The organism is Nitratifractor salsuginis DSM 16511, from assembly GCF_000186245.1.
Classification (GTDB): domain Bacteria; phylum Campylobacterota; class Campylobacteria; order Campylobacterales; family Sulfurovaceae; genus Nitratifractor; species Nitratifractor salsuginis.
The window spans coordinates 1,830,923-1,843,941 of the sequence record NC_014935.1; the positions used below are offsets into that span (position 1 = coordinate 1,830,923).

The following is a 13,019-nucleotide window of genomic DNA, read 5'->3' on the forward strand; positions in this document are numbered from 1 at the left end:
CTCCGCTTATTTCAGCTTAGAAATATAATCGGCCAGCGCCTGGATATCTTCGTCGCTGAGTCCGGCAGCCTGTCCCTGCATCACTCCGCCCATTCCGTAGGCATTGCGGGTACCGGCTTTGTAGGCTTTGAGCTTCTCGGCGATCGAAGCGGCATCTTGCCCGGCGATCGCAGGGGATTTACCCAGGGCTTTCATTTTTCCATCGGCGCCATGGCATCCGGCACATTTGGCGAAGAGTGCCTTCCCCTTCGCTTCATCTCCTCCGCCCAGGCTCTTCTTGGCCTCGGTAGCCTTTTTTTCAACGCTTGCAGCCGCTTCTGCCGTTTTGGCTTTGGCCGCCTCCACGGCCTCAGCCGTGGCTTCTTTAGCCTTTTCTGCCACTTGGGTAGCATTCTTGGCCGCGCTCTCTTTGGCCTTTTCCATCGCTTCACTCGCCGTTGTCTTGGCCTTTGCTACAGCTTCTGCTGCTTTGGCTTTTGCCTGTGCCATCAGATCCGCACTCTTCTCTTTGACCTTCTCAACCACGACAGCCGTATCCTTGGCAGCGCTTTGAACCGTCTCTTTCGCATGCTCTTTGGTCTCCTGGCTGCATCCGGCCATCAATGCGACAGCTACACTCGCTGCAATCAAATAACTTTTTTTCATAATCACACTCCTTGATAGGTCATTTGGGGGAATTATAGCCGATTTTTGTGAAGCGATCGTGAGATTTAGACACCGACCGTGGTATCGAAGATCCGAATATGGAGCCGATCGGAGTAATGAAAATTATGACGGATGCAAAACGCGAAGACGGCCCAGTCGTTTTGCCGGAGTACTTCCCGGCTCTCTCCCATAGGCATACAGTAGACTTCCGTCTCCGGCAAATAATTCCGGATCTCCTCAATTTCCCTGAGGGCCTCTCCGCTTTCGATGGAAGATCGATCCAGAGTGAATTTCAAAAAGGCTTCCCCCGCTTCCGAGGCGATCGTCCTGAGCACTTCGGGATGGATCCGGCGCTCTTTGGGCTCGCCGCTGTTGGAGAGTTTGACCGAAAGGGCAAAAGTGCACGCTTTATAGGCGCCATAGCGGAGAAAATCCGGGGCCACCGTGCCGTTGGTCTCAAACGTGATCTGTACTCCCCGCTCTACCAACCCCTCCACGACTTCGTAAAAGGCGGGATCCGCCGCATAGATCAGAGGCTCCCCTCCGGTGATGACGACGTGAGGGAGATAGCCGATCTCAAGAAAAGCCCGGTCCATCTCTTCGAGCAGTGGTGCGGCCGACTCCACAGCCTGCCACCGAGCGGCGAAGGCACGGTCCACGGAAAACCAGGTATCACACCCGTAGCGCTTCTCACCCTCCACGTCATACTCCGCTCCGAATCCCGGACAATGGAGATTGCATCCCCCCGTACGCAAAAAGTAGGAGGGAACACCGGCATAGCGCCCCTCTCCCTGGATGGAGAGGAATTTTTCGGTCAGCCAAAACATGTTTTGCCTTCTGCAAAACAAATGAGGAATGAGGAATGAGGAATGAGGAATTTTGGATAGCTTTGCTGCGCAAAGCTTCTATATACTAAATAACTCATAAAAATCCTTCCTATAAAACCAAGCGGAGCCACTGCACCGCAAACCACAAGTCCTCACTCCTCACTCCTAATTCCTCACTCTTATCATCCGCCCGTTTCATAGAAAGCCCGGTTGGAGCCTTCGTTCTCCGTCTCGCTCCAGCGGTTCTCCTTGGGTTTGTTGGCCAGGACGTCGGCCAGGATAGCTGCCGCGGCGTCGATGTCGCCTTCCCGGACCGCTTCTGCGATCGATTGGGCTTCGTCGAAATAGAGGCAGGGGATCAGATGGCCCTCGGCCGTGAGACGGATGCGGTTGCAGCTTTCACAGAAATCGTGTTTATGCGGATCGATGAGGCCGAAGATATAGCCGTTCTCTTCAATCTTGTAGTTGTAAGAGGGGCTCGCCCCTTCCCGTCCGAGACGGCGGATGGTATAACGCTCTTTGATCCGCTCCAGGATCTCCTTGCCGTGCATACCTTCGATCTCACTGTTGGCGTGGGCATTCTCCATATATTCGATGAAACGGACCCGGATCCCCCGCGCTCTGGCATACTCCAGAATATCGAGGATCTCCGCATCGTTGATCCCTTTGAGCGGGACCATATTGATCTTGACCCCGAGTCCCACTTCCAGGGCCTTGTCGATCCCTTCCAGCACTTTGCCCAGGACGTTCTTTTGGGCGATCTGCGCGGCCACGGCGGGCTTGAGGGAGTCGAGGGAAATGTTGATGCGTTTCAGCCCCGCATCCCTCAATGCCTGGGCGGTATCGGGCAGGAGATATCCGTTGGTCGTCAGGGCCAGGTCGATATCGGGTTTGTAGTCGTGGATCATCTTCACGAAACGATCCAGGTCCTGTCTGAGCAGGGGTTCTCCTCCCGTCAGGCGTATTTTGCTCACCCCTTCGTCAATGGCGATCTTGATAAATTTGAAGAGATCTTCGAAACTGAGAAGATTCTCCTGGGGAACCCAGCTGAAAGGTTTTTCCGGCATACAGTATTGACAGCGGAAATTACAGCGCTCCGTTACCGAGACGCGTAAATAGTTGACGGTGCGTCCATGTCCATCGATGAGCATGACTCTCTTTTCGTACCTATCGGCAAAAGTTGAATTCAAAAGATAAGAGTATCAGAAAGATCTTGAAAGAGGATTGACGCCCGACAAGCGGACGTCGAAGATTGGAAAAAACTCGGGAAGCCTCTTAGTGGAGGTCTTTCCACTGAGACTTGTACCAGAGGTAAGCCAGGAAGGCGAAGAGGACAAAGTAACCGAGCACCCAGGGACCGACTTTCTCGCGCTTGGGCTTGCTGGGATCACCGACCTCTTCGAGGTATTTATAGACTTTTTCGTATCCCTCGTTGTTTACGCCGACACGGGGCATCGCTGTTCCGTGCAGGAGGTTTTGGGGATTCTCAACAAACGTCTTGAGATAGTGCTCACCCCGTGCCCGAACGATAATCGAAAGATCGGGGGGGAGTTTACCCAGGTACTTGGCAAGGTTCAGCTGATATTGACCCACTTTCTTCTCGAAATCGAGCTTCGCCAGATCGACACCGGTTTTGATGTCGGCTTTGGTCTTGGGAACGAAGCCGATCTGAGTCCACTTGGCATAGCGCATAGCGTGGCAGCGTCCGCAAGCGAATTCGAAAGCTTCCTGAGGCTTGACCTCTTTGGGAGCGATGGACTTCAGGTAAGCAGCGATATCGGCCGCACCCTGGGCATCAGCCATACCACCGGGCATTCCGCTCTTTTTGACCAGACCGGCATGGGTGGGGCTGACGATAAAGTTGGCCAGGAACTTCTCGTCAAGTACGGCGCCGGCATTGCTCAGATCGGGAGGATTGACCCCGTAGGCTGCAGAAGCGGAAACGGGATCCATCGGCGCTTTCATTCCCTGAGACTTGATGCCGTGGCAGGAAGTACAGGTAGCGATGAGCGCTTTACCCTTGGCGGGATCTCCCTTGGGAGGAGTTTTGAGGTCCTTATATTTGAACCCCTCGAACTCCACATGCTTGTGCATGACGGAGTGGGCATAAGGCTCCACTCCCCAATAGGTCACCAGCGTAAAGAATACGACGACGGCTAAGACTTTCAAATCTCTCATTTCTGCCCCCTAACAGGTTTTTCCATTTTGGTAATGAACGGCAGAGCGATCCAGAGAATGATGAACGTCCAGGCCGCTACCGTTCCGATTTTCGTATAGATGCCCATCGGAGGCACTTTACCCATGATTGTCAGCACGACCATATCTACCAGCAGCAGCCAGAACCAGATGGCGAAGATTCCGCGCCGGTTGGCAGGAGCCACGTTGGGGCTGCGGTCCAGGAAAGGCAGGAGGAAGAAGATCACCTGGGCGAAACCGAAGGCGATCAGACCTGCATTCTTGGAGAAGGGCCGCAGGATTTCATAACTCCAGAGGAAGTACCACTCGGGATAGATGTGCGGCGGAGTTTTCAGAGGATCGGCAGGATCGAAGTTGACCGGATCCATCGCAAACTCGAAGTGGTAGAAGACCAGATAGAAATAGAGAATGAAGTAGATCCCCATAACGAAGGTATCCTTACTCAGGAAGACCGGGTTGAAGGGGATGACTTTGGACTCTTTGCGCAGACCGGCTTTCCACTTCTCGGCTTCCGCTTCGAAGTCGATCTCTTCACCGTCCTGGTTGTTGACGTGGGGAATCCGCAGGGTTCCGAAGTGCAGTACGATCAATGCCATGATGATCAGAGGCATCAGCACAACGTGCAGCATAAAGAAGCGGCCCAGGAATGCCTGGCCGGGAACGTAGTCACCACGGATCCACTCGACCAGTCCGTTAAGGTTCAGAGAACCGAGGCTGAAGAGGTTGGTGATAACCATTCCCGCCCAGTAACTCATCTGTCCCCAGGGCAGCATATAACCGGAGAAAGCTTCAGCGGAGAAGGAGACGAAGAGCAGCATACCACTCAGCCAGATCAGCTCACGGCCCCGCTTATAGGAGCCGTAATAGATTCCGGTAAACATATGGATGTAGATAATCAGGAAGACCAGAGAAGCGGCTACAGCGTGCATATGACGCCAGAGCCATCCGTAGCCCACCTCACCCATAATGGTGTGGTTGACACTGTCAAACGCCAATTTGGTGTCAGGGATGTAATACATCAACAGGAAGATTCCGCTGATCAGCAGTACGCCGAAGGTGGCGGCGAGGACCATCCCCATGGCCCAGAGGAAGTTGATGTTTTTGGGGATCCAGTATTCGGTGGACAATACCCTCTTGAGGGTATCGATCGCCAGTCGTTCATTGAGCCATTGATGTGAAAACGGCTTCGCGTTGGGGTCAAAATGTGCCATATACCTCTCCTTACGCCACTAAACCGGCTTCTTTGAGCTTCTTGTACTCGGGACCTTCTTCACCGAGGACAACTGCATTGCCTTTGATCTTGAACGGGGGAATCACCAGGGGGCTTGGCGGCGGAGCCTTGAGGACTTCACCGGCAGCGTTGAACTGCCCTCCATGACAGGGGCAGACAAACTTGTGCTTCTCGGGGAAGTAATCGGGGATACACCCCAGGTGGGTACAGAGGCCGATGACGATCATAAACTTCTTGTCGCCCACTTTGATCAGACGGGGATCTTCGTAGGCGTTCTTGTCGTTGCCGTTGGGTGCCGTGTCGGGCTTGGCATCCTTGGGCACATTGATGATCAGGATCGGTTTACCGCGCCATTTTTCGACGTAGAGCTTGTTCTGCTCTTTGTAGGCGCTCAGATCCAGGGTCGTAAACCCGGCCGCTTTGACACTCGGCAGGGGATCCCAGGTGCGCTTGGCCGCATAGAGAGCCCCGAGGGCTCCCAATCCGGCATAGGCACCGAGCACTTTGCCGAAGAAATCTCTTCTGTCGCTCATTTCGCGTCCTTTGATGGAAGATTAAAACGTTTAATTATAGGACGAAACCTTTTAAAAAGGATTGATAGGGCTCAAAAGATTCGGGGAATATAGTGGCAAATGTGAAAAAAAGATACAGCTTTTCAATTTATCCGTCAAAAAAAGCCCGAATTAAGAATTCGGAGTAAATTTATCGGATTTACCGGGTGCTCAGAAGCTCCGCCCACTTTTCGACCCGATTGTCCACTCCATCCACCGGCGACAAGTCCTTCAGCGCAGCGCCAAGCTCTTCCCACGCACCCCAGGGGAGCCCACGCACGCCTGCCTCCCGCAGAGTATCGCTGACACAGGCCGCATTCTCTCCCCGATCCAGCCACACGACCCGCGCCCCGGCAGCCGCCGCCTCCGCCGCCGTCTGGGGCATCGCGGTGATGACGGTCTCGGAGCTTTGAATCAGCTCGGCATACTCCTCATCCTCGTGGATCACCCTGAAATGCTTCGCGAGCTCCTCTTCGTATTTGACATAGAAATAGATCCCCCAGTAGAGCTCCAGATCCAAGACCGCCAAATCGGGCGCCGCTTCCAGCAGGCGTCTGTCCTGATCGGTATCGCCGTAGATCAGCACCCGGCGCGCCGCTTTCTCCCCGACTCCTTCGGCGTAGAGGGGATCGACCACCGCCCCCTCTTTCCACGCTTCGAGGATCTTTTCTCCGTAGCGGGGCGCTTCGCCACACTCACTCACCCGCCAAACTTCCCGATACTTCTCCACATAGTAACCCAGCCGTTCCCCGGCCTCCTCGGGAGAGTCGATCACCAGCGTATCGCCGCGTGTCACCAGTGCATCGAGCTCCATAATGTTCTCCACCGTCGTCGCCAGGGGCAAGCCCAGCTCACGCCCCGCCAGTTGGGCGCGATAGTCGTTGACAATGATCTCCGCCGGGACCCCGCGACGCTCCAGCGCCCGCCAAAGCGCCCCCATACGCCGCAGGTGATCCAGGTCGGCACGGTGGTTGGTATAGGCATAGAGGTAGATCATGCTTTTCCTTTCTGGGCCATTTTGATGTAGACGTGGAGAATCTCGATCGCCGCGGGGGTGATCCCGCTGATCCGGGAGGCTTCGAAGAGGGTCGGAGGGGTCGCCTTCTCCAGCTTTTCCACGATCTCGTTGCTGAGCCCCTGGACTTTGCGGTAGTCGAAATCCTCGGGGATCCTGACGGTGTGCATCTCGTGCATCCGGTCGATCTGCTGCTGCTGTTTTTCGATGTAGCGGTAGTATTTGGCTTCCACCAGAATCTGCTCGATCACCTCATCGGGATATTTGGCGAACTCCGGCAGAAGCTCCAGGAGCTTCTCTCTGGAAGGTTCGGCGATGCGGGCGAGCAGATCGATCCAGGCGGTCTTGTCGTTGATGCGCTGCTCCCCCATCGCTTCGAGCTGGGCGATGAACTCTTTGGTCGGGGTGGCGTAGTGGCTCCGCAGCCACTCCAGCGCCTCGGCGATCTGCGCCTTGGTCCCGGCCACCTTTTTGCCGAACTTCTCGGGGAGCAGCCCCAGCTTCACTCCGTAGTGGGCCAGGCGCAGATGGGCATTATCCTCCCGCAGCAGGAGCCGGTATTCGGCCCGGCTGGTAAACATCCGGTAGGGCTCGTTGGTCCCCTTGGTGACCAGATCGTCGATGAGCACTCCGATGTATGCTTCGTCGCGCCCCAGGATGAGAGGCTCTTCCCCCCGCAGGGCCAGCACGGCGTTGATCCCCGCCATCAGCCCCTGGGCCGCCGCCTCTTCGTAACCGGTGGTGCCGTTGACCTGCCCCGCCCAGTAGAGCCCCCGGATCTTTTTGCTCTCCAGGGTATGGTAGAGCTCGGTAGGTTGGATGAAATCATACTCGATGGCGTAGCCCCAGCGGACAATTTTGGCCTTCTCCAGCCCGGAAATGGAGCGGATCATCGCCTCCTGCACATCGGTCGGCAGCGAAGTGCTTAGGCCGTTAAGGTAGAACTCGTCCGCCTCCCGCGTCTGGGGCTCCACGAAGACCTGGTGCCGGGGCCGGTCCCGGAAGCGGTCGATCTTGTCTTCGATGCTGGGGCAGTAACGGGGCCCTACTCCCTCGATCTGCCCGCTGAAAAGCGGTGCCCGGTGAAAATTGCTCTCGATGATCCTGTGGGTCTCTTCGGTGGTATAAGTGACCCAGCAGGGCATCTGCTCGGGATTGAAATTCTCCCGGTCGGTGCGGAAAGAGAAGGGAATGGGCCGTTCGTCGCCTGGCTGCTCCTCCATCACGGAGAAGTCGATGGAATCCCCGGCGATGCGGGCGCAGGTCCCGGTCTTGAGCCGCCCAATCTCGAAGCCCATTTCGCGCAGATTCTCCGCCAGGCTCACTGAGGCGAACTCCCCCTGACGCCCCGCCTGCTGGGTCCGCTGCCCGATATGGATCAGACCGTTCAGAAAGGTCCCCGAGGCGATGATCACCTTGGGAGCCAGGTAGCGGTTGCCCAGCTGGGTCTCAACCCCCTTGACCTCCCCATCCTCGACGATGAGCCGCTCCACGATCTCCTGCTTGACTTCCAGGTTGGGGGTATTGAGGCAGACGTCACGCATATAGATCCGGTAGCGGTCCATATCGATCTGGGCCCGGCTGCCGCGAACGGCGGGGCCTTTGGAAGAGTTGAGCAGACGAAACTGCAAACCCGTCGCGTCGGTACAGAGCCCCATCTCCCCGCCCAGGGCGTCGATCTCCTTGACCAGGTGCCCCTTGGCCAATCCCCCGATGGCGGGGTTACAGCTGCTGGCACCGATCTGCTCGGCCAGAATGGTAATCATCAGGGTCTTCGCCCCCATCCGCGCAGCGGCCAGGGAAGCCTCGATCCCCGCATGCCCCCCGCCGATGACAATCACGTCGTGATTCATAAAAACTCCAATTTTTAGTCAGGAATTAGGAGTGAGGAGTGAGGAGTTTCAGTTGAAAGCTGACGCTTTCTTTTTTTACTTAGTCTACTCGCTACTCACTCTTTATCCCAGAATATGTGGCGGGATTTCTTTCAGATGTGTCGATGCTTGGTGCGCAGGGGGGAGAAGCGTGAACCAACGCAAACTGCTTTGCGTTGGTAGCTTCGAACCCGAAGCGGTCGGAGCAAATACGAAGCCGCGTAGGCCAAGGCGAAACGGAGGCCTACCCGGAGGGTAAGTCGAGTATTCGCATCGATCGCCCATGCCGCCGATCATCGATACAGATGATGAAAGTCCGCTGCATCTTCCGGGATGTTGTATAATTGCCGCAATTATAGCCAAAGGGGGACGTTTTGTTTACCGGATTGATCCGTGAGATCGGCACTGTCGTCGATGACCGAAACCACATCCTCACCATCCGCTCCTCCCTCCGGCCCGAGGTGGGCGACTCCATCGCCGTCAACGGCGTCTGCCTCACCGTCACCGAAGTCCTCCCCAACGGCTTCCGCGTCGAAGCCGCCGACGAAACCCGCCGCATCGTCCCGCCACAGAAGCTCCGGGGCCGGGTGCACCTGGAGCCGGCGATGCGCATGGGCGACCGCTTCGAGGGGCACATCGTCCAGGGCCACATCGACACCGTCGGCACCGTCCGCCGCATCCAGCGGGGCGAAAATGCCACCGAATACACCATCTCCGTCGACCCCGCCCAGATCGCCTACATCATTCCCAAAGGTTCGGTAGCCATCGACGGAGTCAGCCTCACCATCAACGAAGTAGGAGACGATTGGTTCCGCCTGACCATCATCCCCCACACCATTGCAAACACTCTCTTTCGGGATTATCGCGTCGGGAGCAAGGTCAATATCGAAACCGATCTTTTCGCCCGCTATGTGGATCATATCCTGCGCCATCGGCAGGAGAGGAAAAGGGGACTCAGTTGGGAAGAGGTGGATGGGATGAGTATGAGTTTTTGAAGCACAATGTCAATACGATCACCGTTTGGATACCGATCATAAAGATTAAGAGTGATGTCGCCATCTTCGGGAAGTCGAATTTGATACTTCTTTGGTTAAAATTATTAGGGTTTACTGTGTGCTATTTTTTGCTTAACGATTGAATAGAGTCATCAATGACCACCCCGTAACCAATTGGCTCCTATATTTTGTTAATTTCGTTTAATAATTTCCAAATATTTAGTTTCAGATTCAGAAAAACCATCTCTTAAAATCCCACGTACTGATTTTTCTAAATTAAATTCTTTGTAATCATGTGGCAAAGGTTGACTTGGCAAATCCCAAGCAACCATTATTCCTCCATTACCATAATGTTCATCGACAATTCCTTCTGTACCTATAGGTACAGAAGGCCACGCAATTTTTGTTTTTACTCTTGTGCCAATTGGAAAACTTTTATTTGAACAAGTACTTATAAAGTTTGTCATCTTTATTCTATTTTTGTTCTCAACTTTTCTCAGGAAACTATCCCATGATTCAAATTGAATCTTAAGATTAGAATCTAATTCAAGCTGATTCCTTTTTTTACTTTCTAAAATATCGTCGGTTGTGTATCCACCAATAACAATACCACGATATTTAATTTCTTTATTAGGATCAACATGTAAAAAACCATTGCTACCCAATAAGGAGTTGTATTTTATTTCACCTTTTTCAACCTCTTGTCTAATCTCATGAACTTTCCGTCTAAAAAGCTCGTAATTATGGTTTATGAAATCAAATCTTTCTAATATTTGCTCATGTGCATCTCTTATCACATTAGATGTTTTATTAGATTTAGTCAAATATGGAAAATCAGCTCCTTTTATCTCTATTAGAATAATCTGCATTCTCGAACGATCTGTAAATATTACGAAATCTACTTTACCTTCATCTATTGGAAATTCTGAAAAGATTATATATTCATTTTCAGAAGATGCATAATGTTCTGCAATTAAATGAAGATTGCTTTTCAAATACTTTTGAATAACTCGTTCCGTTGATTTATTTTTTATTAATTCTTTTAATTTTTTCATTATTAAAAGTCCTTATTTATTTTCCCAATACTTTATATTATTTATCCTTAAAATCTTGTGAATACCTCCACCGGCTAATAGCCGATGGCTTCAGGTTACGGCTAAAAGCCGGTCATACAGCCTGAAGGCCGTCGGTTGATCAGACAACTCAGAACTCATCAGGCTCTGGGGGTTGTTGGTTCTTGATATATTCCATCCAGACTTCATCAGTTATATTTCCACTCGCTGCAACCCAGTATCCTCTTTCATAGGGTCAGGCGTTGAATATCCACTAAATATACGCTATACTGCACAAAAAAGAGGATAGGTTACTATGCCAAGAAAACCCCGAATAGATCTCGCAGGTTATCACCATGTCATCAACAGAGGTGTCAACCGCTCCGATATCTTCGTTGATGAGGATGACTATGAAGCGTTTTTGCAAATACTCTGCAAAGCTTGCAGGGATTACAAAGTCGTCGTGCATGATTATTGCCTGATGAGTAACCATTTCCATCTGCTGATCGAGACTCGACTGAATAACCTCTCACTTTTTATGAAACAGCTCAATAGTAATTACGCCCTCTATGCCAATAAAAAACAGAAACGCTCCGGTCACTTCTGGCAGGGAAGGTTTTATTCCCGCTATATCGTCAATGAAGAGTACTACTATACGCTGATACGGTACATAGAACAAAACCCCATCGAAGCAGGCTTGGTCGAGAGGGTAGGTGAATATCCCTATACACTGGGAGCGGTCATTGCCAACCGGCAAAAACCTATACCGTGTACTCGTGACTCAAAACTGCTTCAGGAGCTCGATTACGAAAATATACAGGAGATCATCGGAGTGAAGCTCGATGAAGAAGCGATGACACAGCTGGCAGAGATACAGGCACAAAAGGTGATAGAAAAAGACGGAGTCAAGCAAGTCGCTTACAGCAAAAGTCTCGAAGAACATTTCAAAGATGCCGAACGCAACGAAGCCATACGCCATGCTTTGGATGATGGCTACACACAGGCAAAGATCGCTGCGTATCTCGGCGTATCACGATCGCTGGTCTCAAAGATGCTCAAAGGTAGATATTCAACGCCTGACCCGTAAAACAGGCGGAGACTTGAATTCTCGGGGGCAAAAGACCTCAAATTCTCCGAATTCTAATAGAGCAAAAGTTCCACTTTACGTTACCAAACCAGGTTGAATATGACTTGGTGATTCTTCGAGACCCACGAGTTGCCTTATCTCAGGAACAGTTACCGAAACAACAATATAATTGCAATAGTGGTTCCAACTAGCTAAGCCAAGAATTTTATCTTTGGTGCCATAACATCCTTTGCCAAGTTCGAAGGCTAACGTCATGGGTCACTTGCCGCTGTGGAGCACAGCGGAACAGCAATTAAGTGCACCCACTTGTTAGTTTTTTAGTATTGGATAATGTGGCTTTATTAAATATAACCCTCTTATAAGACCAAAGTCAGGATTTGGTTGAGCAAATTCGATTAAATTAATGTTTTTTCCATTACCTAATCGCGTATTCCATATGGTGATAATTTTATTAGCCACTTCAATTAAATGATAAAAGCAACTTCTGATATTGTCTTTTTTGCTTTCCACAAAATCACTTCGTTCGTGGTATTCTAAATGTCCATACTCAACCCAGTAAATAAGTATAATATCGTCGCTATTTGTTGAAGTTTCTTTTTTAGGTTCATATTCATGGAGCGCGTATAGTAAATTTTGGGCGGCAACATTAAATTTTGAAATATACTCTTTCAATAAGCTATTACTATTTACAGCTAATGTACTTGATATAAAATCATCATGTTTATTTAAATAACTATTTAGAATTTCAATAAAATAATAAGAATACTGAAGATCATAAGTATGGAACGGTAAATAACACCCATAATACCAGAGTTTATCTATAGATGCGTTTCTATACCAAAAATTAAAATAAATTTCATCTGGACTTGATGGATTAATCAAAAAATTATAGTATTTTTTTAAAATATTTCTATAATTATATATTTTCTCTAAAATATCCTCCCAACCATATACATATATTGAAAACTTACCATTTGTGAAATTTTGTACATTTAACTGCCTTACATGATTTTCTATTCTTACATCTTTTGAAGCAGATGTTGCGATAATATATTTATCTAATCTTGGCCTAAAACTTTCTGCTTTTTTTATTTCGCTGTCAATTTCACTAATATCTAATTTTTTGTAAAAAGTTTTGTGTTTACATTGTATTCCATATCTCTCCCCTGTCTCATCATCTACTCCATAAATATCAACACCATTTTGAGCTTGTCCTCTTCTTCCATTTCTTTGAATGTTTTTATCTTTCAGTATTTCAGACCACAAGTCCGCACATAGTTCTTCAAAAGTCTCCCAATCTTTAGGTGGCGGTAACTCAAACATAAAATCTCTCCTTAAAACTAACGACCAAGCTGTGCGGCGCAAACGAAGCGTAGCGTTGTTTGCGTCCGAACGAGCTCCTTGTTATACATTTTCATCTCATAAACAAAACAATTTTTCTACCCACGAATCTTTTTCAAGCAAGCAAAAGAGCAAAAGGGGTCAGTCGCTACCTTAAAATCCCATAAAATCTCCCCTTCAATCCACTCAACTTCACCCCTGTATTTCT

The 13,019-nt window shown here is 50.5% G+C and carries 12 protein-coding genes; 2 read left to right on the top strand and 10 right to left on the bottom strand.

All coding sequences use genetic code 11. The annotated features are described in order from the left end of the window. Positions 1-6 precede the first annotated feature (6 nt). The 8 genes from NITSA_RS11185 to mnmG form a co-directional block, all read right to left on the bottom strand. Positions 7-645, bottom strand: a complete 639-nt coding sequence (locus tag NITSA_RS11185; RefSeq protein ID WP_013554788.1) for a c-type cytochrome — start codon at positions 643-645, stop codon at positions 7-9. Positions 646-710: 65 nt separating this feature from the next. Then, positions 711-1,472, bottom strand: a complete 762-nt coding sequence (locus NITSA_RS09375; RefSeq protein WP_013554789.1) for a 7-carboxy-7-deazaguanine synthase QueE — start codon at positions 1,470-1,472, stop codon at positions 711-713. A 182-nt stretch (positions 1,473-1,654) separates the two neighbouring features. Continuing rightward, positions 1,655-2,623: a GTP 3',8-cyclase MoaA gene (moaA, locus tag NITSA_RS09380; RefSeq protein WP_013554790.1), complete on the bottom strand. Its 969-nt coding sequence runs from the start codon at positions 2,621-2,623 to the stop codon at positions 1,655-1,657. Positions 2,624-2,747: 124 nt separating this feature from the next. Further along, positions 2,748-3,650 carry a c-type cytochrome gene (locus tag NITSA_RS09385; protein ID WP_013554791.1) on the bottom strand — a complete coding sequence of 301 codons (903 nt, stop codon included), beginning with the start codon at positions 3,648-3,650 and terminating at the stop codon, positions 2,748-2,750. Next, positions 3,647-4,879 carry a cytochrome b gene (locus NITSA_RS09390; protein ID WP_013554792.1) on the bottom strand — a complete coding sequence of 411 codons (1,233 nt, stop codon included), beginning with the start codon at positions 4,877-4,879 and terminating at the stop codon, positions 3,647-3,649. Before NITSA_RS09390 ends, NITSA_RS09385 begins: the two co-directional genes overlap by 4 nt. 10 nt (positions 4,880-4,889) lie before the next feature. After that, positions 4,890-5,432 (bottom strand): ubiquinol-cytochrome c reductase iron-sulfur subunit, encoded by a 543-nt coding sequence (gene petA, locus NITSA_RS09395; RefSeq protein WP_013554793.1) that lies wholly within the window; start codon positions 5,430-5,432, stop codon positions 4,890-4,892. 178 nt (positions 5,433-5,610) lie between these two features. Further along, the gene (locus tag NITSA_RS09400; RefSeq protein WP_013554794.1) at positions 5,611-6,447 is read right to left on the bottom strand and encodes a hypothetical protein; all 837 of its coding nucleotides are present in this window, start codon (positions 6,445-6,447) and stop codon (positions 5,611-5,613) included. Continuing rightward, a complete protein-coding gene (gene mnmG, locus NITSA_RS09405) occupies positions 6,444-8,318 on the bottom strand; it encodes a tRNA uridine-5-carboxymethylaminomethyl(34) synthesis enzyme MnmG (protein ID WP_013554795.1) in 1,875 nt (624 codons plus the stop codon). The genes NITSA_RS09400 and mnmG overlap by 4 nt, the downstream gene beginning before the upstream one ends. Positions 8,319-8,710: 392 nt before the next feature. Here mnmG and ribE point away from each other — a divergent pair, with 392 nt between their 5' ends. After that, positions 8,711-9,331, top strand: a complete 621-nt coding sequence (gene ribE, locus NITSA_RS09410; RefSeq protein WP_013554796.1) for a riboflavin synthase — start codon at positions 8,711-8,713, stop codon at positions 9,329-9,331. A 191-nt stretch (positions 9,332-9,522) separates the two neighbouring features. Here the strand turns inward: ribE and NITSA_RS09415 are convergent, their stop codons facing one another. Further along, entirely contained in the window at positions 9,523-10,386 is an 864-nt protein-coding gene (locus NITSA_RS09415) for a Shedu immune nuclease family protein (protein WP_013554797.1), read from the bottom strand. Between the two features lie 313 nt (positions 10,387-10,699). Here NITSA_RS09415 and NITSA_RS09420 point away from each other — a divergent pair, with 313 nt between their 5' ends. Next, complete coding sequence (locus tag NITSA_RS09420; protein WP_013554798.1) at positions 10,700-11,470, top strand: REP-associated tyrosine transposase; 771 nt, start codon at positions 10,700-10,702, stop codon at positions 11,468-11,470. Between the two features lie 309 nt (positions 11,471-11,779). On the opposite strand, the gene NITSA_RS10965 is transcribed toward NITSA_RS09420, so the two are convergent. Continuing rightward, positions 11,780-12,793, bottom strand: coding sequence for a restriction endonuclease (locus NITSA_RS10965; RefSeq protein WP_013554799.1), 1,014 nt, complete (start codon positions 12,791-12,793; stop codon positions 11,780-11,782). Positions 12,794-13,019 lie beyond the last annotated feature (226 nt).

Coding starts and splice junctions, on each gene's coding strand:
- NITSA_RS11185 (WP_013554788.1), bottom strand. CDS start 645: ATGAAAAAAAGTTATTTGATTGCAGCGAGTGTAGCTGTCGCATTGATG.
- NITSA_RS09375 (WP_013554789.1), bottom strand. CDS start 1,472: ATGTTTTGGCTGACCGAAAAATTCCTCTCCATCCAGGGAGAGGGGCGC.
- moaA (WP_013554790.1), bottom strand. CDS start 2,623: ATGCTCATCGATGGACATGGACGCACCGTCAACTATTTACGCGTCTCG.
- NITSA_RS09385 (WP_013554791.1), bottom strand. CDS start 3,650: ATGAGAGATTTGAAAGTCTTAGCCGTCGTCGTATTCTTTACGCTGGTG.
- NITSA_RS09390 (WP_013554792.1), bottom strand. CDS start 4,879: ATGGCACATTTTGACCCCAACGCGAAGCCGTTTTCACATCAATGGCTC.
- petA (WP_013554793.1), bottom strand. CDS start 5,432: ATGAGCGACAGAAGAGATTTCTTCGGCAAAGTGCTCGGTGCCTATGCC.
- NITSA_RS09400 (WP_013554794.1), bottom strand. CDS start 6,447: ATGATCTACCTCTATGCCTATACCAACCACCGTGCCGACCTGGATCAC.
- mnmG (WP_013554795.1), bottom strand. CDS start 8,318: ATGAATCACGACGTGATTGTCATCGGCGGGGGGCATGCGGGGATCGAG.
- NITSA_RS09415 (WP_013554797.1), bottom strand. CDS start 10,386: ATGAAAAAATTAAAAGAATTAATAAAAAATAAATCAACGGAACGAGTT.
- NITSA_RS09420 (WP_013554798.1), top strand. CDS start 10,700: ATGCCAAGAAAACCCCGAATAGATCTCGCAGGTTATCACCATGTCATC.
- NITSA_RS10965 (WP_013554799.1), bottom strand. CDS start 12,793: ATGTTTGAGTTACCGCCACCTAAAGATTGGGAGACTTTTGAAGAACTA.